At 39.1% G+C, this 16,684-nt stretch carries 17 protein-coding genes and 1 tRNA gene; 13 read left to right on the top strand and 5 right to left on the bottom strand.

What is annotated here, in order from left to right; translation table 11 throughout:
• Positions 1-49 precede the first annotated feature (49 nt).
• The 4 genes from ACT89M_RS19575 (at position 50) to ACT89M_RS19560 (ending at position 2,754) form a co-directional block, all read left to right on the top strand.
• On the top strand, positions 50-1,621 hold the full coding sequence (locus tag ACT89M_RS19575; protein WP_154888162.1) for an SAM-dependent methyltransferase: 1,572 nt from the start codon (positions 50-52) through the stop codon (positions 1,619-1,621).
• Between the two features lie 120 nt (positions 1,622-1,741).
• Positions 1,742-1,921 carry a hypothetical protein gene (locus tag ACT89M_RS19570; RefSeq protein WP_154888164.1) on the top strand — a complete coding sequence of 60 codons (180 nt, stop codon included), beginning with the start codon at positions 1,742-1,744 and terminating at the stop codon, positions 1,919-1,921.
• Positions 1,922-2,143: 222 nt separating this feature from the next.
• Positions 2,144-2,266 (top strand): sporulation protein YjcZ, encoded by a 123-nt coding sequence (locus ACT89M_RS19565; RefSeq protein ID WP_090923721.1) that lies wholly within the window; start codon positions 2,144-2,146, stop codon positions 2,264-2,266.
• 158 nt (positions 2,267-2,424) lie between these two features.
• Positions 2,425-2,754, top strand: coding sequence for a DUF1904 family protein (locus ACT89M_RS19560; protein WP_090923720.1), 330 nt, complete (start codon positions 2,425-2,427; stop codon positions 2,752-2,754).
• A 120-nt stretch (positions 2,755-2,874) separates the two neighbouring features.
• Here the strand turns inward: ACT89M_RS19560 and ACT89M_RS19555 are convergent, their stop codons facing one another.
• Both ACT89M_RS19555 and ACT89M_RS19550 read right to left on the bottom strand, forming a co-directional pair.
• Complete coding sequence (locus ACT89M_RS19555; protein WP_308722812.1) at positions 2,875-3,489, bottom strand: hypothetical protein; 615 nt, start codon at positions 3,487-3,489, stop codon at positions 2,875-2,877.
• Positions 3,490-3,645: 156 nt separating this feature from the next.
• Positions 3,646-3,810 carry a DUF6199 family natural product biosynthesis protein gene (locus ACT89M_RS19550; protein WP_487344783.1) on the bottom strand — a complete coding sequence of 55 codons (165 nt, stop codon included), beginning with the start codon at positions 3,808-3,810 and terminating at the stop codon, positions 3,646-3,648.
• Positions 3,811-4,111: 301 nt separating this feature from the next.
• Between ACT89M_RS19550 and ACT89M_RS19545 the strand changes: the two genes are divergently transcribed.
• Both ACT89M_RS19545 and ACT89M_RS19540 read left to right on the top strand, forming a co-directional pair.
• Positions 4,112-5,260, top strand: coding sequence for a sensor histidine kinase (locus ACT89M_RS19545; protein ID WP_308722810.1), 1,149 nt, complete (start codon positions 4,112-4,114; stop codon positions 5,258-5,260).
• A gap of 132 nt (positions 5,261-5,392) precedes the next feature.
• The gene (locus tag ACT89M_RS19540) at positions 5,393-5,875 is read left to right on the top strand and encodes a NucA/NucB deoxyribonuclease domain-containing protein (RefSeq protein ID WP_090923716.1); all 483 of its coding nucleotides are present in this window, start codon (positions 5,393-5,395) and stop codon (positions 5,873-5,875) included.
• A 178-nt stretch (positions 5,876-6,053) separates the two neighbouring features.
• On the opposite strand, the gene ACT89M_RS19535 is transcribed toward ACT89M_RS19540, so the two are convergent.
• On the bottom strand, positions 6,054-6,278 hold the full coding sequence (locus ACT89M_RS19535; protein ID WP_145331980.1) for a hypothetical protein: 225 nt from the start codon (positions 6,276-6,278) through the stop codon (positions 6,054-6,056).
• Positions 6,279-6,492: 214 nt separating this feature from the next.
• Here ACT89M_RS19535 and ACT89M_RS19530 point away from each other — a divergent pair, with 214 nt between their 5' ends.
• From ACT89M_RS19530 to ACT89M_RS19515, 4 genes are all read left to right on the top strand, one after another.
• A complete protein-coding gene (locus ACT89M_RS19530) occupies positions 6,493-6,942 on the top strand; it encodes a general stress protein (RefSeq protein ID WP_308722809.1) in 450 nt (149 codons plus the stop codon).
• A 226-nt stretch (positions 6,943-7,168) separates the two neighbouring features.
• Positions 7,169-7,254: transfer RNA gene (locus ACT89M_RS19525), tRNA-Leu, on the top strand.
• Positions 7,255-7,531: 277 nt separating this feature from the next.
• Positions 7,532-7,798 carry a hypothetical protein gene (locus tag ACT89M_RS19520; protein ID WP_154888176.1) on the top strand — a complete coding sequence of 89 codons (267 nt, stop codon included), beginning with the start codon at positions 7,532-7,534 and terminating at the stop codon, positions 7,796-7,798.
• Positions 7,799-7,810: 12 nt separating this feature from the next.
• Complete coding sequence (locus ACT89M_RS19515; protein WP_261769249.1) at positions 7,811-8,260, top strand: DDE-type integrase/transposase/recombinase; 450 nt, start codon at positions 7,811-7,813, stop codon at positions 8,258-8,260.
• A gap of 90 nt (positions 8,261-8,350) precedes the next feature.
• Here ACT89M_RS19515 and ACT89M_RS19510 read toward each other — a convergent pair whose 3' ends face one another.
• On the bottom strand, positions 8,351-8,602 hold the full coding sequence (locus tag ACT89M_RS19510) for an acyl carrier protein (RefSeq protein WP_154888180.1): 252 nt from the start codon (positions 8,600-8,602) through the stop codon (positions 8,351-8,353).
• Complete coding sequence (locus tag ACT89M_RS19505) at positions 8,599-9,411, bottom strand: helix-turn-helix transcriptional regulator (RefSeq protein WP_308722808.1); 813 nt, start codon at positions 9,409-9,411, stop codon at positions 8,599-8,601. Before ACT89M_RS19505 ends, ACT89M_RS19510 begins: the two co-directional genes overlap by 4 nt.
• A 284-nt stretch (positions 9,412-9,695) precedes the next feature.
• On the opposite strand from ACT89M_RS19505, the gene ACT89M_RS19500 reads away from it, so the two are divergent.
• Genes ACT89M_RS19500 through ACT89M_RS19490 form a run of 3 tightly spaced genes read left to right on the top strand, consistent with a single transcriptional unit; the run spans position 9,696 to position 16,662 of the window.
• Positions 9,696-14,159, top strand: coding sequence for an amino acid adenylation domain-containing protein (locus ACT89M_RS19500; protein ID WP_487344782.1), 4,464 nt, complete (start codon positions 9,696-9,698; stop codon positions 14,157-14,159).
• 44 nt (positions 14,160-14,203) lie between these two features.
• A complete protein-coding gene (locus ACT89M_RS19495) occupies positions 14,204-15,667 on the top strand; it encodes a serine hydrolase domain-containing protein (RefSeq protein WP_253492694.1) in 1,464 nt (487 codons plus the stop codon).
• Between the two features lie 26 nt (positions 15,668-15,693).
• Complete coding sequence (locus ACT89M_RS19490) at positions 15,694-16,662, top strand: TauD/TfdA family dioxygenase (RefSeq protein WP_186809614.1); 969 nt, start codon at positions 15,694-15,696, stop codon at positions 16,660-16,662.
• Positions 16,663-16,684: the final 22 nt, after the last annotated feature.

Below are 16,684 nucleotides of genomic sequence, written 5' to 3'. Positions count from 1 at the left end.
AGATGACGTGGTCCTAATAAATAGATAGAAAGCGAGTTTGATATAAGTGATGATGAAGAACGAAGGCCGGTATGTGCGGTTTAGTGAAGCGCCGGTTTGGGATTGGCAGAGAGCTTATTATGAACAGATGGGATTGGAAGCTTGGGAGAATCACCAGGTGCCACAGTATATTACGAGCAATCCATTCATTGCAACAGCCTATGCTGAAATGATTTTCAGCTTTTTACAGGATCTGACGTTCAAAGGTGAACAGCATGAGATGGTTACCATCGTTGAACTTGGTGCAGGAGCAGGAAGACTGGCTCACCAGGTGCTCAACAAGCTGTGTGCTTTGAAGGAAATTGCGGGTATGGAGCTACCGCCTTTCCGTTATGTGATGACAGACCTGGCTATGGAGAATGTGATTGCCTGGAAAGAGCATCCTTCGATGCAAACATACATAGAGCAGGGAGTACTGGATTTTGCACGTTTTGATGCGGTGCACGATACAGCGTTGAATCTGGTTATGTCCGAAAAAACAATAAGGCAAGGGGATCTACAACAACCGCTGCTACTCATTGCCAATTACTTCTTTGATAGCATTCCGCAGGACTTGATTTACATTGGGGAGGGGCAAGTGTTTGAGTGTGATCTACTTGTAGAACTTCCACAGCATGTAGCAGAACAGAACCCTGCCGAGATCCTGGAAAATATGACACTGAAATATAACTATCGTCCCGCACCCGAGTATATGGAAGAGACTTACCCATACGCCGAGCTGATTTCGCTGTACCGTGCTGAGCTAGAAGATTCGCATATTCTGCTTCCCTCCACAGGACTAGGATGTCTCGAACGATTAAGCAAGCTTTCCCGGTCAGGTTATGTGTTAATTACGGCGGATAAAGGGGATCATCGGCTGGATTACTGGAAATATGCAGAGCCGCCTGAATTCGCGTTTCATGGCAGTTTCTCGCTCTCAGCTAATTATCATGCGATAAAGGCTGTAATGGAACAGCAGGGTGCTTCTACGTATTTTACGGCACATCATTATAAGGATCTGAACGTTGGCATGATTTTAATGCTGGAAGATTCAATTAGCTATGTGAATACAAGGCTGGCTTACCATCGTTTTGTTGAACGCTTTGGCCCAGATGATTTCTTTAGTCTAAAAGAATGGGCAGACCTTAAGGTGGAACAGATGGAGCTAAAGCAACTTCTGGCTTTCTGGAGATTGGGCGGGAACGACACCGAGTTTCTGATGGTTGCGTTCCCTCGGTTCAAAGATCTTTTGGCGGACGCGAGCGATGAGGAGATGTTTGACCTTCACTCTGGCATCAGACGAATGTGGTCCTCCTATTATCCAATGGACCATCGGAGTCAGGTTGCTTTCGTATCAGGTCAGTTACTATTGGAGATGTTTATGTATGAAGAGGCTAAAATGTTCCTGGAGGAATTGCTGACTGGTGACCTTGACGCACTGACTGCTGAATCTGATGCACAACACATAACGGTATTGTATGATCTGGCTGTGTGTTGTTATGAGTTGGAACTGGAACAGGAGGCACTTGTCTACGCTCGCCGTGTAATTCAAATAGATCCGAACCATGAAGAGGCGGCGGCACTTCTGGACGGTTTGGAATGAATCCCATTTCACAACCAGCTATATTAGTTGAATTCAAGTGAAACCATTATCCATTTTTTTACGTATTCCTAAAAGGAATTAATTCCAAGTTTAAGTAATGATTAGAGGGGAGAGAGAGCAATGAAAAAAGGCCTATTCTTAGTGTTTTATTCGTTTTTATGGATTCTGGGGGCATTTAGTATTCTTGGTGGAAATAGCACCAGTATGACTGATCTCGTATTACTTAAGAAAGATATAGAACGAGACTCTAGTTATGATGGACAAGCCATTTTTGATCAAATCGAAGGAATTAAAGGTTAGTTACATAAGACGATTTGGACTATAGGCCAAGTCGTACCTGAACCGATGAGGTGATTCTGCTTTTGTTCTAGATTCAACGTACAGGCCCGGCAGAAAAGCCCTTATCATTGAAGATGATACACTCCCAAGGATTGGGCCATGAGACTTGGACATTCGCCCGGTCACTGGAGGGAAATACGCATATGTTATGGCATACCTTGAAATTCAAAGGAGGCCAATCAAATGAGTCATGTTGGATACGGTTGTGGCAATGTTGGTGGATTTGGCGGAGCGTGGACTTCGACTAGCGCAATTCTCGTTCTCTTCATTTTGCTCGTCATCATCACCAAATCTTTCTGGCTGTAAGATAACGGTCAGACGCGCGTGCATCAGCTCCACCAAGACTTTGGTGGGGCTTTGCTCTTGTTTTACAGTCCAATATGACATGAATGACATTTGACAACTGAAAACAATGTGCTTAAAATCACATAAGGAGACTACTAACAGAGATTGAAGGGATAGCAATGCCGTTTATACGATTTAAAGGATTTACGGGTTCAGAGCTGGAGGAAGTTGTGCCTCAAATTACCGAACAAATGGCCTTAATCACTCATATTCCGCAGGAACGAATGAAAGCAGAACGTCATGATGTACAAGCTTTGACACCTTCCCCGGCATCCATAGAGATTTTGATGTTTCAGCGTGATCAGGAGATACATGATCGAATTGCAGCATCCATGCAGTCTATTCTAGAGAAGGCTGAACTGCCGGATGTGCATATTTTTTTCAATATATTATCCCCTAATTTGTATTATAAGAAAGGCAAACCGCTAACAGATTACCGATTGGATTAGACAGCGGGTGAGATGTGAGAAGTTCAGGATCCATTTCGGAAAAAGAAAACGAATAAGCTGCTCGAAAGAGAAGCAGCCTGGTAACCCTAAGACGAGCAGTTTTGACCATGCTCGTCTTTTTTATTTATGCAAGGGGCGTCTGATGTCCAGACTTATGGAAGTATTGGAGCGTTTATGAGTTAAGTGATGAACGGTCACGGTAAGAGCGAGTGCAACGAGTGAAAGGGCCACAGCCGCCCAAAGCACCTGTGCTCGCCCTAAATATAGGATCGCGATGATCGTCATGACGAGTCCAATACCAGCCACTGTATAGTTTGAAAATGAGAGCAGGCTACTCGCCTTAGCTATATCTTCGCCTCTCATCAGTCTTGACTGGAGTTTCTTCAGAACCAAGGCTTCCCAGCAGTTGACTATAGCGAGAAGTGCAGCCCCCAGAAACATAACTGCAATATGTAATCTCAGGTAGGGAAGAGAGGACGCGATGCCGATGAGCAACAATGTTTTGGTCACAGGAATACCGATCAGGAGTCTTGAAAATATACAGTGTTTCATCAACTTATGGAATGTGAATTTTGCTACCGCATAAGCTAGCAAGTAAACGCACAGGAGTAGCAGTGCAAATCCAATCGATTCCGTTTGTTTGTAGATTAGGCAGGTCAAGGTTGTGATTGAGATCACTTGTATAAGTGAGAGCAGTGTTCTGGCCGCCCAGAACGGATAAAATGCGATGTTCATACCAATGTGTCCTTTCTGCAACGATACATCTATATCATTTATCTTACGGCGCACACTGTAGTAACACCACAAACAAAGTTATCATATTCCCGTCAGTGCATACGAAAAACCAGCTGCGCAGGAGGCAACTGGTCTTTTTACAAATGTATTGTTGTATTACGCCATAGCAAGAGTAAAAGCAGTAAGCAGCATAAACAGACTAGACATTCGCACCATCGTCATGTAAGATTTGCTGGGTTCCGTCTCACCTTGCGCAATCCAGCCATAACGAAGATACCAGCCAAATTTGGGGAAACACAGATTGATGATACACAACATCATAAATATAAAAAAGAGAGTTTTCATCGTCGATCTTCCTTCCTCGTCGGGCTATTAACGACCCCGCCTTTAAGGTCTGCGCCTGGAAAAAATGTAGACAATCAACGCCGGACGATGATGAATAAACTTTATCTATGTGTTTTTGAGTGTAGGCAAGTTATTGTAAATGGATAAAGATTGATATGATTAAGAACTATTACCCAAGAACTACATTGTTTGAATAACTGTGGTACAATAAAATAGATTGTTTAATATCAACACATACCATCTGGAGTTAAGGATGTGAGATGGGGGAGACACAGGCATGAGTTTATATAATCAACTTCCCTTGCAATGGGAATTTATTATCTCGAAATTAAAATCCTCCGTTACCGTAGTTGACGCTACCTCGCCTGAGCTTCCGCTCATGTATGTTAACGAACATTTTACCCGTCTGACCGGATATACGCACGATGAGTCGATCGGGCGGAATTGCCGATTTCTACAGGGTACAGATACAGATCCCGAAACCGTTTCAAGCATTCGGGAAGCAATAAGTAAAAAACAATCCATTAAGGTTGAAATTTTAAACTATACCAAAAGTGGTCAGAAATTCTGGAATGAGCTGAACATCGATCCCATTTTCAATGAATCTGGTGAGTGTATTTATTTTGTTGGTATTCAATATGACATCACTGAACGGAAATATGCGGAGCAGCAGCTGAAGACGGCAGCTTCTATGGCTGAGAAAACAAGCAGAGGGCAGCTGGAATTCATCGGCAAGTTGAATCATGAGCTTCGTACACCGTTAAACGGCATCATGGGCATGATCGAGCTTGCGGGAATGGGCAAGGTTACCGAAGAGCAAAAAGAATACCTGGATCTGGCACGTCAGTCCGGGGAGGCGCTCCTGAACATCGTAAACAACAGTCTGGATATGGCGAAGCTTGGCAGAGGCAAAATGGGAGTGGAGCATATTGAATTCCAGCCATTGAAGCTGATTCAGCAAATCGTGAAGACACATGAGCTGGCGGCCATGAATAAACAAATTCGTTTAGTTTGCCATGCTGATCTGAATGTTCCTGATGTGCTTTGGGGCGATCCACTGCGATTAAGGCAGGTATTGGATAATTTGCTGAGCAATGCCATCAAGTTTACGGAGCAAGGGGAAGTGCAGCTTCTCGTGGATGTCAAGCAGCAATCGCATGAGATGACCACGTTGGCTTTCTCTGTACGGGATACAGGGATCGGCATTCCGTCTCATCAGATGGACCAACTGTTTGATGCCTTTACGCAATCGGATATTTCACATGCAAGAAGGTTCGGAGGCAGCGGGCTTGGATTAACAATCTGCAAAGAACTATTAGAATTAATGAACGGTAGTATTACTGTAGATAGTGCTGAAGGAAAAGGAACAGAGTTTCAGGTGACAGTGCCTTTTCTAAGTACACAGAGTATTTTTAACGCAGGATAAGATATGCAGTGAGCGGCCGGATGGATCCGGCTGTTTTTTTTATGTTGAATTTTGTTGTGGAATAGATTGTTTTACGAACTGGCGTTCTGTTATAATGCTATGGATGTTAGTGTTACATGGGGGAGGCGCATCATGAGTAAGAGACGTAGCAGAAGAAGCAAGAGAGGAAGCCGGGGATTCAAAAGTAAAATACTGACCTTAGTCGGCATGGTTGTGATTGCTCTATATGCCTTGGCAGGAGGAGAGTGGCCGCTGGATATTCCTTCTCCGTTCAAAACAACCGACAAGAGTGTAGATCATACGATTACTTTTCCGGCAGAGCGGTATCCCGAAACAGCAAACCATATCCGAAAGGCGATTCAAGCGGGGCATTCCGATGTCTGTACAATTGACCGGAAAGGTGCTGAAGGAAACAGGGAACTGTCACTGAAAGGTGTACCGGTCAAAAAAGGCAAGGATCGGGATGAGTGGCCTATGGCGATGTGTGCGGAGGGTGGTAAAGATGCAGATATCCAGTACATTACGCCAAAGGATAATCGCGGTGCAGGCTCATGGGTAGGCAATCAACTAAGTACATATCCGGATGGTACGCGTGTTAAATTTGTAGTGAAGTAATCCGCATCATTAGTTACCATAAGAAAAACCAGACGTTGGAGGCGTCTGGTTTTTAAATATAAGTTGGCTGTAGTAGAAACACCGAGGTTCTCACCTACAGTGTATCTTTATCTATTAGTGTCTGTCTAAGTTCTCTGTAAGGAGAGCAAATGAATTGAATGTGCTTGCGCACAAGTGCCTAAACGAGTTGCATCGTGCCCAGATGGTGAGAACGAAGGGTTAACAGGCGAGTGACTTGTTCGACTTCATCAAACGGAATCCACACATTTCCCTGTACAGTTCGTAAGGAGAGAATAGAGCTGTCTGCTGAGCGCTCTGGAAAACCGGTTACGGTCTGTCCGCTTGTATTCCGAACCATGATCTGTTGATTGCGGCGAATGGCAATTTCTACCTCTTTTTTCATAAGTCATTGCTCCTGATTTATAAGATGTTCATCGATATGTCGATATTTTCAATGGTTAATTTGTCTTCTTTATCTAGTCTATCAGAACTAGGTATAGATTTCCAGTAGAGAAATGATTAAGCTGATGTAGGTGAATTGACTTAGCAAGTGAAGATACGTTACTAAACATAAACTACAGGGTTATATAAGGTATCAGGAAGAGGAGGGGAACCGCATGACGAAACTGTTTGTTGGGCTTGCTCATTCGGAGCACGAAGCAATTATTATGTTGAATGCCTTAAAGAAGGAAGGCATCCAAGATCAATATTTGGGGGCTGTAGGCAAGGAACAGCTGGATTTGGAGATGATCAGTGAGAGGACAGGGTTACCCAAACCGCTAAAAGGTGCTGGAACGGACGGAGCGTTTGGAGCGTTGAAGGGCATATTAGCAGGGCTCGGAAAACGAATGGATCAGACCGCATCCATCGGGAAGGCAGTGCGAAGATTAGCGGGCAATGAGATCGGAAGTGAGACGGATGATCTGGTCCTAACGCTGACAGAAGCAGGCATTCCGGAAGTTGACGCACGTCATTACGAGGACTGGCTATTGCAAGGTCATATGCTAATTTTTGTAGAGTGTAGTGAGGAGCAGGTGGAGCGTGTGAAGCCTATTTTGCTTTTTTAGTTTAATTTAATGCTGATTTTAGGTTCCTTTAATGTTGGAGAGGTATTCTTATCTCACACCTCCCTTAATATAGATGGTTTACCGGAAGTCCGGGACCGCAACTCGGACTTTCTAGGCACTGTGAGCTGGCGCTTGCAGTGCCTGTTTCATTTTTTTAGGAAAAAGGGTTGCATTATTAATTTATTCATGGTAAGATATTTCTTGTCGCCAAGAAAATATTACATACGCCGGGGTGGCGGAATTGGCAGACGCACAGGACTTAAAATCCTGCGGTAGGTGACTACCGTACCGGTTCGATCCCGGTCCTCGGCATCTTACAGAAAAGGAAACTCCTTGATACATAAGGGGTTTCTTTTTTATGTTTTCAAAAGAAAGACGACTCAGCTTCTTGGTAACGTGAAACAGTATCGCTATGTTAAAGGGGCGAATATGCGTCGGAACTAGAGACAGTTAAGGCAGAGAATCGTTTTTTGAAGCAACAAATTGACGTACTAAAAAAGCACAAGGTTTTGGAAAGGGGTGTCTCCTCAAAACATCGTCGAATGGATCGAGTCCATCCGTGGAGAGGTCAGTGTGAGCCAGGATGTGCATGGATTGGATTTTCTCGTGCCACCTACTGTCGCTGGAAGCAGCCTATGGGAATCATTGCAAAGATCACATCATCGTAAAAATCATTCGAGAACTCTGTATCACGGCATTGCTTCGGAGAGAGCATCAGATGAATCACAAACGTGTGCAGCGGGAAGGGTTACAGTGCCTTGTCAGAATGAAGAAACGTAGACCTACGGGGCAACCGGCCTACATCGCAGAACACGTGTTAAAGCGTCAATTCAAAGCCGAGACTCCCATGCAATAACTTGTAACCGATATCACGTATTTTTCTTTTGGTAGAAAAATGTTATACCTATCGAGTATTTTGGACTTGTTTAACGGCGAGATTGTGACCTACAGTATAGCTGACAAGCAAGATACTGCATTTATGCTGGACATTCTCAGCCAGTTACCGAATTTACTAGGCACAGTGCTTCATAGCGACCAGGGCAGTGTGTATACTTCACAAGCATATCAAGAAGCTGTAAAGGGAAGAGGCATTAGCACGTCCCGCAAGGGTACGCCCGCTGATAATGCCCCCATTGAATCGTTTCATTCCACGCTAAAGTCTGAAACATTCTATCTCGAACCGTTAACCATTATAATGACGGCTATCGTAGTACAAGTCGTTCGAGACTACATGAGTTACTATAACTCAATTCGCATTCAAACAAAACTAAATAACCAGTCGCCGGTTCATTTCCGACAACTGGTTATTAGAACTTGAAAGGTGTTTTATACACATGTGGACAAAGGTTTAGAAATATAAACCATTTATTTTTGAGCTAATTTCTTTGTATTCTAAACCACGGTAAAACTATTTATTCAATAGTTTAGGCTTAATCATTTTTACGATATCTAATACGGTTTTAAAGTTTTCCATCATTAAATCATCGTCTTCAAAGCTGATGTCGAAATGTTCCTCTAGCTTAACTACCAATCTAATTATTTTAACAGAATCAACCCCGTGTTTACTTAATTCATCGGTGGGTCTAATCTCATTAACTGCAATCAACTCTAAAAAACTTCCGATTAAACTAACAATTTCCTTTTCTGAATACGTACTCATCTAGTTACAGGCTCCGTTTCGTAAAGTTTAGTATGAGCATTTCTACGGTATTCTGCTGGAGTACATGAAAAGTATTTTTTAAATATACTTGAGAACTGGGAATTGGATATGTACCCGATAACAGTCGTAAGTTCTTTTATATTCATTGATGATTCTTTTAATAGTGTACAAGCTCTTTGCATCCGTACTTGTTGCAGATACTTCATTGGGGATACGTCAAATATTTTTGAAAAACTATTGCTTAAGTATACTGGATTACATTCGATTAAATCCGCTAGTATTTGAAGGGTTAACGGTTCTGCAAAGTGCTTACGGATATACCGATGAACCACAATTAGTCTTTTGTCAATTTTTTTTTGAGATTCTTGTTGTGTTGCAGGAGTCTCAAAATGACAAGTATGTGGGTTTTGAAGTTTTGATATCAATAGGTATTCAATCTCTTTTTCAATTTCGTTGAACAGATGTTTAATGACTTGGGAGTGGCTCAAATCCGTGAATATTCTCTTTAAAACAATCTGTATTTTTGAGGGTAAATGAATAATTAATGGTGAATCTTCCGTTAAAGGAATGGAATGACTAAAGGAAATTTTATGAATTTCAACAGGAGAGTTATTGGTATTCTTTAGAGTGAAGTTTTGATCAATGAGGATGCATCCACCACTTAATTCCCTTTCGATCCCATTTTTAGAAATAATAGTTGTTTGAGAAGTGGTGATAAGAAGTATACTTTGGTTAGTTGTAGATAATGAGAAATCGACTCCAGGCAGGATATATTCAATGCCATAAGAAGAAAGTGTAATATGTTCCATATGAATAGCCTCCTTTTATTGTAATTTATACAATATAAATTTTTTAATAGATTAAGAAAATTATATTATTAATTAACCATGATTTAAAATACCATATTTTAAAGTCTGTATCCAATTTTACATAAAACGAAAATAAATATTTTATTTAAAAAAAGTTGGATTATAATATTTTTACAGAGGTTTTATTGTGTTATTTCCTGGTAAAGAACTATTTTCCATATCATCTAGCCCTGCTAGAGAACAAAAAGCATGGTTGGTGCTTATATTATGAACATACATAAGGAGTGGTCTTGTTGTTACTTCCCTTATCTCATCCACAGAAAAGAGTATGGGTTATTGAAAATCTTTATCCTAAAAGTTCCTTGTATAACATAGGTGGCGCTTTTTATTTTACTCAAGTTATGGATCTTGTTTTACTTGAGGAAAGTATTGAGCAAATCATTTTTAATAATGCCAATATGCGAATTCGTTTGAAAGAACACTCTGGGGAGATATTTCAATATGTTGATGAGTCTGAGCATAAGGTACCTCTTTTGGATTTTATGAAAATGGATATTGAATCTAGAGAGTGGTTCAGAAACCATTTTAACAAGCCTTTTGAAATGTTAGAACATCCCCTTTTTGATTTTATGGTGTTTATTGATCGAAATGGCCAAATGGGTTGTTATTTTAAGGCACATCATATAATATGCGACGGTTGGTCCATCAAGCTAGTTGCTGAGAAGGTCGTTGAAACGTATCAGAGTAAGATTTTTGGGAAAGAAATCAAATATGAGCAATTGGATTATTCGTATTACTTAGATAAAGAAAGAAAATATGAGAACTCATCAAGGTTTCTTAAAGATAAAGAATTTTGGTTAGAGCGTTTTTCAGATTTGTCACATATTACATATTCTAAAAGCAGTGACAGGACTGAAGCAAAGAGGCTGACATCCATAATAATTCCAGAACGTTCTCAACGTATAAGAAACTACACACAGGAGTATTCAATTACAATTGCTGCTTTTTTTACATCGGTTATGTTCATATATTTATCAAAAATGAATAAAAGTGATGAGATAGTAGTAGGAACACCCATTTTCAATCGCTTTGGACATAAAGAAAAAGCTACTTTTGGTATGTTTACAAGCACGATGCCTCTTAAAATAAATGTGAGTCAAGAGTTAACGAACATGGAATTTATGCTTCAAGTTAATAAAGAACTATCACAATATTATTCACATCAAAAGTATCCTTATGATACTTTGGTCGATGATATCATGTTAAAGAAGCAGGGATTAGACCAACTATTTCAATACTGCATCAATTATAGTAACGCTGCACTCCCCGAGCGTTGCCATGATATAGATATAGAAACTTTGGATTTTTTCTCAGGGCACCAAATTTATTCATTGCAAGTTTTTGTTAAAGATTGGTACGAGGATGGAAGCATTCGACTTGATTTTGAATATAAAATTAGAGATTATACTGCTTTTCAAATACAACAGTTAGAGCAAACGTTCAATTACTTGATAGATCAAATTACACTTGAGCCAGATAAAATCGTCAAGGATGTCAGATTAGTAGAACCGAAATATGAAGATAAAATACTGTACGAATGGAATAGAACAGAAGATATAACTGAAAAAAGCAGCAGTATAGTAGAATTATTTTATAGACAAGCAGCACTTGAGCCTGACCAAATTGCTTTGGAAAAGGATGGAGAGTTTTGGACATATGATGAGCTGAATCAAAGATCGAATGCCTTGGCCCGTTTATTGCAACGTAAAGGATTAGGGCCAGAGGATATTATAGCTATAAATGCTGTTCATTCTCTAGAAGCCATTATGGCCATGTGGGCGGTGCTAAAAGCTGGAGCGGCCTTTTTGCCAATAGATCCAGGGCTACCCTCGGAAAGAATAAAGTTCATGATTAAAGATAGTAATGTTAACGCTATTATTACTAATTTAGACAATATTTCGATTTATGAGAATGAAATTGAAATTATTAAAATTAGTTCAGAAGATTTCTTTACTAAAGACATTGAAAATTTAGAATGCTTACCAGAAAAAAGTCAACTTGCTTATATTATTTATACATCAGGCTCAACGGGATCTCCCAAAGGAGTCATGATTGAACATGGCGGATTACTAAATTATATTTCTTGGGCATGTTCAACTTATGTAAAAGGTCGTGAGGTCTTCCCGGTATATTCGTCCTTCTCATTTGATCTAACCCTGACATCCATATTTACACCTTTGGTTTGTGGAAGCAAGGCTATGATATACCCTGAGTCATCTGATGAATTCGTGCTCGATAAAATTCTCACTGAGAACTATTCAACAGTAATTAAACTAACTCCGTCACATCTAAAGTTGATGATTGAAAATAAGATCTCAAACAGCTCCGTGAATACTTTGATTGTTGGCGGAGAAGATTTAAAGGCTCAGCTTGCACAGGATGCATTGGAACACTATAAGGGAATGATTCAGATATTCAATGAATATGGACCTACCGAAACAGTGGTAGGATGCATGATTCATTTGTATAAGGAAGACGAAGTTAATCATCCCTCTGGTTCTGTAAGTATAGGTAGACCTATACAAAATATGAAAGTCTATGTTTTAGATGAGAATTTACATACAGTTCCATTTATGTCCAAAGGAGAGCTGTATATATCTGGTGCTGGAGTGGCCAGAGGATATCTTAATCGTAGAGATATGACTCAGGAGAAGTTTGTGGAAAATCCCTTCATACATGATAGTCTTATGTATAAAACGGGAGACATAGCATATCTCGATGAAAAAGGAAACATGTTTTATGTAGGCAGAGCTGACGACCAGATCAAGATCAATGGATATCGAATTGAAACTTTAGAAATTGAAAATGTACTTTGCAAGCTCGCTGGAGTGCGAGACTCTGTAGTTGTAAAATACTCAGCTCCTAATGGGATGGATATGTTAATTGCTTACGTGGAACTATCGGAGGAGATTTCTGTAATGCAAATGAAGAAATCCCTTTCACTCCTGTTGCCAAATTATATGGTTCCTTCTCATTTTGAAATTTTAGACCAATTTCCAGTTACTTTGAATGGGAAAATAGACCGCTTAAAATTGCCGGAACCTGTGTTTCTGATACCGGAAGAAGAAAACTTTAACTCATTTACAGTGAACGAAGTTCTTTTGGCTGTAAAAGAAGTGCTCAGAGTAGAGGAAATTTCTTTAAATGACAATTTCTTTTTTATAGGTGGAGATTCAATTAAAGCAATACAGATTTCCTCAATATTAAAATTGCAGGGAATAGAACTTAAAGCAAGGGATATACTGCTTTTTCCTATTATTAGAGAGTTTTCTGGCATGGTTACAAAGAATCAACCTACGACAAGAATCGAAGATCCTATTTTTTCCGAAGGCTATATACCAAACTCTCCAATCATTAACTGGTTTTTGAAAAGGAATTTGAAAAATAAAAATCATTATTTGCAATCAGTTCATTTAAAACTTAAACGGGAAATTACTTATGAACAGTTATGTCTTGCAATGTCTTATTTAATAGATTCTCATGACTCTTTAAGAATTACTTTTGATGAAAAAAGATTGTTATTAAAGTATCAAGACAAATCAGTACGTTCTACGATCAAGTATGTTGATTTGAGAGAAAAGAACATGAGCGAAATCGCTGAGGAAATCTATCAAGTTGACAAGCAAGTAAAAAAGAATATTTCCATGAGCGGAACATCGCTATTTTATCCAATATATTATGATACTTCTGATGGCGCGCTGATTTCCTTGATTGCTCACCATTTAATTATGGATGGTGTTTCTTGGAGGATTATTTTAGAGGATTTAAATCTGTTCCTTAGCGGTATAATTCAACATCAAATTCACGAAGCTTCAAAAAGTAGTTCTTATAAACTATGGATAACTGAATTGTTAAAATATGCTCAAAGTGCCTCTTTACATGCAGATAAAAAGTACTGGGCAAATGTAGTATCAGAAATCCACTATGTAAAGATAAGCGAACAAAAGAAATATAATACTTTAACCCCTTCATCTTTAGTGCTTGAACAACAAATAATTGAGGCAGATGTAACGGGACGTATTCTAACGAAGGTTAACGAGGGTATGAAGACAGAGTCAAAGGAGCTTGTTGTAGCAGCGATTGTATTGACGCTTGTAGAGATGTCGCAAGAAAAATATGTATCGTTATTGTTAGAAGGGCATGGTAGAGAACAGTTCGACGAGACATTTGATATTTCTCATACTGTTGGCTGGTTCACGAGTATTTATCCAGCAAGTTTCTCAATTGAATCAGATGTTCTGGAAGAACAGGTTGTTTCAGTATCTAAACAATTAAGAACAATTCCTCTCAATGGTATAGGATATGGTATGCAATATTATTTACAAAATTTGAGTGGAGTGGATGAAAATAAGTTAATCAGGCTGAATTATTTGGGGGAAATGGATAATGGATTAGAAAACACGTTCTTTTCAATCTCAAATATGAACTATAGTCCTGACGTCTGTCCCTCCAACGACTTGAATTGTCTAATGGACATAAACATTTATATAGAAAAAAGGCGGTTTGTTGTAAATCTAACATATAATCGAGAACTTTTTTCCAAGGAGACAATAGATCAATTTTTTAGAGTTTTTAATTGTAAGTTAACCGAAATTTCCCAAATTGGTGTAACAGCAAGTAGTGAAGATATTGTAGATCTCACAGAACATAAGTTGAATCAAGAAGATATGGATATATTATTCTCCTAATTTTATGAGAGAGGTTTATTATGAAAAGTCGATCTAAAAGTTGGATGTTAACACTAGTGTTCTTTTTTCTCTTAAATAGTGTAGGGTTTGCTAGTTCCAGTCCAAGAAATCTCGAAGATGCAATCAATTCTTATATTACAGAAGAATTGAAAGAATCAAATATTCCAGGAATATCAATAGCAGTTGTTCACGATCAATTTGAATACAGCAGAGGATATGGAGTTAGAGACAATGGTAACCAAGACCTTCCAATTGATAAACAGACATTTTTTGAATTGGGTTCCAATTCTAAAGCCTTTACTGGCATTGCATTGTTGCAATTAGCTAAACAAGGAAAGCTTAACTTAAATGAAAACATTAAATCGTATCTGCCGTGGTTCCAAGCCCACTTGCAAGCTGTGGAAAAAGATATCAAAATCCAGCAGCTGCTCTATCATTCAAGTGGAATAGCTAACAATTCAATTACTCAAATCCCTGTTAGCACTGGTCCGGATGCTTTAAAAGAGACGGTAAGGAGTGTGATTCCGATAGAATTAGTCCACAATCCGGGAGAAAACTATGAGTATGCAACATTAAATTACGATATCATCGGATTGATTGTTCAAGAGGTTTCAGGAATGAGTTATGAAGACTATATGATTGAAAATGTATTCAAACCTTTAGGTTTGTACAACACCTTTCCGTTAGCCAAGATTCCAAAAGCAGAAAATCAATCTCCAGGTCATAAACTAGGGCTCTTCGGCACAATCTTATATAACGGACCAACATATCGCGGGAACACACCGGCTGGATATATTGTTTCTAATGCTGAGGATATGATCCGATGGATGAAAATTCAACTTGATCTGATATCAATTTCTGAATTTAAGGGAATTATTGAGCAATCTCATATTCCGGATAAATCAATTGTACAATTCAAAGGTGATCCTTATTATGCAAGTGGATGGGAAGTTTACAGTTTTGAAGGTGAGCAACTTGAACATTCTGGAGCAAATCCCGGTTTTTCATCCTACGTATTGATTAACAAGGGTAAGAAATTAGGGGTTACGGTAATGGCAAATATGAATACGGAAGCAGCTTTTTCTATGGCAATGGGTATCGAACAGTTGTTATTAGGAAACAGCCCTGAACCGTCAAGAACTGGTATGTTCACGATATTACACAAGATAATGCAAGGGATTATTTTAATTAGCACGTGCTCTGTAGTTATTGTAAGTTTTCTTTTAGTTAGAATGTACAATCAGAAACAAAGAGTGTTCCAAGTTCCTTCGCCTGCGGGTTGGATTAAACTATTACTAATTATAACTAGTTTTGCGTTGATTGTATTTGCGACTTATTTCTTACCAAAAATCTATCAAGGCTATTCATGGACATTTCTGTGGGTCTGGGCACCATCAAGTTTGACTATTGGAGCCATCGCATTGGTTGTTGCTCTAAGCGTTTTAATGATTTATCTTTCGTTTTCCATACTCTTTCCCTCAGAAAAGCATATGAAATCTAGGATATGACGAAAAATACTAGGAGGAATTTACAAATGATTAAAATAAAAGACTCAATTACAAGCGAAATAGCTGAATCTATATGTACTTTTAGCCCCATAGAAAACGGGATCAAACTGAATCAATGGCTATCAACAAATAAATTAAAGCTTGAAGAATTATTATTAAAGAAAGGTAGCATTTTGCTTCGGGGATACGATAAATCAAGTATAGCTGAGTTTGGAAAAGTCACGAGCATATTTAGTTCAGAATTGCTTAAGTACAGTGAAAGATCAACTCCAAGAACGGAAGTTCAAGACAATATTTATACTTCAACTGAATACCCAAAAGACCAATGTATTCCTATGCACAATGAAAGCTCTTATTCCAAAGTTTGGCCTATGAAAATATGGTTTTCATGTCAACTAAACGCTGAGCAGGGTGGTGAAACCCCGATTGCTGACAGTAGAGAAATGTTTCGAACACTAGATTCAACATTAAAGAAAGAATTTATTGATAAAAAGGTGATGTATGTAAGAAATTATGACGGTGTCCTCGATCTGTCGTGGCAAAATGTTTTTCAAACAGAAGACCCCAAGCAGGTTGAGAGATATTGTACAAACAATGAAATCGAATATGAATGGATTTCGAAGGATCATTTGCGTACACGAACCATAAGAGAAGCAGTGGCTGTCCATCCTGTTACCAAGGAAACAGTTTGGTTTAATCAAGCAAATTTGTTTCATGTCTCTAGCCTTCCTATAGAAGCAAGAGAATGGCTTATCGAGGAAAGAGGGTACGAAAATCTTCCGCGAAATACTTACTTCGGTGACGGTAGTATCATACCTGACTCTATAATTGATGAAATACAAGATCGGTATAAAGAGTTAAGCAAAGCGTTTCCTTGGGAAGAGGGGGATGTCTTAATGCTGGATAATATGTTAATGGCCCATGGCAGAAATACATATAAAGGAAATAGGAAAATCGTGGTCGCGATGGCTCAGCCACATGGAAACAGCAGATAAACAAATAAAACATGAGAAAGGA

This window comes from Paenibacillus sp. NN59, from assembly GCF_057597225.1.
The sequence above is the reverse complement of the archived record's forward strand: the minus strand, read 5'-3'. Positions and strand labels throughout refer to the sequence as shown.

What these genes read in the sequence shown, in the direction of transcription:
- ACT89M_RS19575 (WP_154888162.1), top strand. Translation starts at nt 50, where the DNA reads ATGATGAAGAACGAAGGCCGGTATGTGCGGTTTAGTGAAGCGCCGGTT.
- ACT89M_RS19570 (WP_154888164.1), top strand. Translation starts at nt 1,742, where the DNA reads ATGAAAAAAGGCCTATTCTTAGTGTTTTATTCGTTTTTATGGATTCTG.
- ACT89M_RS19565 (WP_090923721.1), top strand. Translation starts at nt 2,144, where the DNA reads ATGAGTCATGTTGGATACGGTTGTGGCAATGTTGGTGGATTTGGCGGA.
- ACT89M_RS19560 (WP_090923720.1), top strand. Translation starts at nt 2,425, where the DNA reads ATGCCGTTTATACGATTTAAAGGATTTACGGGTTCAGAGCTGGAGGAA.
- ACT89M_RS19555 (WP_308722812.1), bottom strand. Translation starts at nt 3,489, where the DNA reads ATGAACATCGCATTTTATCCGTTCTGGGCGGCCAGAACACTGCTCTCA.
- ACT89M_RS19550 (WP_487344783.1), bottom strand. Translation starts at nt 3,810, where the DNA reads ATGATGTTGTGTATCATCAATCTGTGTTTCCCCAAATTTGGCTGGTAT.
- ACT89M_RS19545 (WP_308722810.1), top strand. Translation starts at nt 4,112, where the DNA reads ATGAGTTTATATAATCAACTTCCCTTGCAATGGGAATTTATTATCTCG.
- ACT89M_RS19540 (WP_090923716.1), top strand. Translation starts at nt 5,393, where the DNA reads ATGAGTAAGAGACGTAGCAGAAGAAGCAAGAGAGGAAGCCGGGGATTC.
- ACT89M_RS19535 (WP_145331980.1), bottom strand. Translation starts at nt 6,278, where the DNA reads ATGAAAAAAGAGGTAGAAATTGCCATTCGCCGCAATCAACAGATCATG.
- ACT89M_RS19530 (WP_308722809.1), top strand. Translation starts at nt 6,493, where the DNA reads ATGACGAAACTGTTTGTTGGGCTTGCTCATTCGGAGCACGAAGCAATT.
- ACT89M_RS19520 (WP_154888176.1), top strand. Translation starts at nt 7,532, where the DNA reads ATGGATTGGATTTTCTCGTGCCACCTACTGTCGCTGGAAGCAGCCTAT.
- ACT89M_RS19510 (WP_154888180.1), bottom strand. Translation starts at nt 8,602, where the DNA reads ATGAGTACGTATTCAGAAAAGGAAATTGTTAGTTTAATCGGAAGTTTT.
- ACT89M_RS19505 (WP_308722808.1), bottom strand. Translation starts at nt 9,411, where the DNA reads ATGGAACATATTACACTTTCTTCTTATGGCATTGAATATATCCTGCCT.
- ACT89M_RS19495 (WP_253492694.1), top strand. Translation starts at nt 14,204, where the DNA reads ATGTTAACACTAGTGTTCTTTTTTCTCTTAAATAGTGTAGGGTTTGCT.
- ACT89M_RS19490 (WP_186809614.1), top strand. Translation starts at nt 15,694, where the DNA reads ATGATTAAAATAAAAGACTCAATTACAAGCGAAATAGCTGAATCTATA.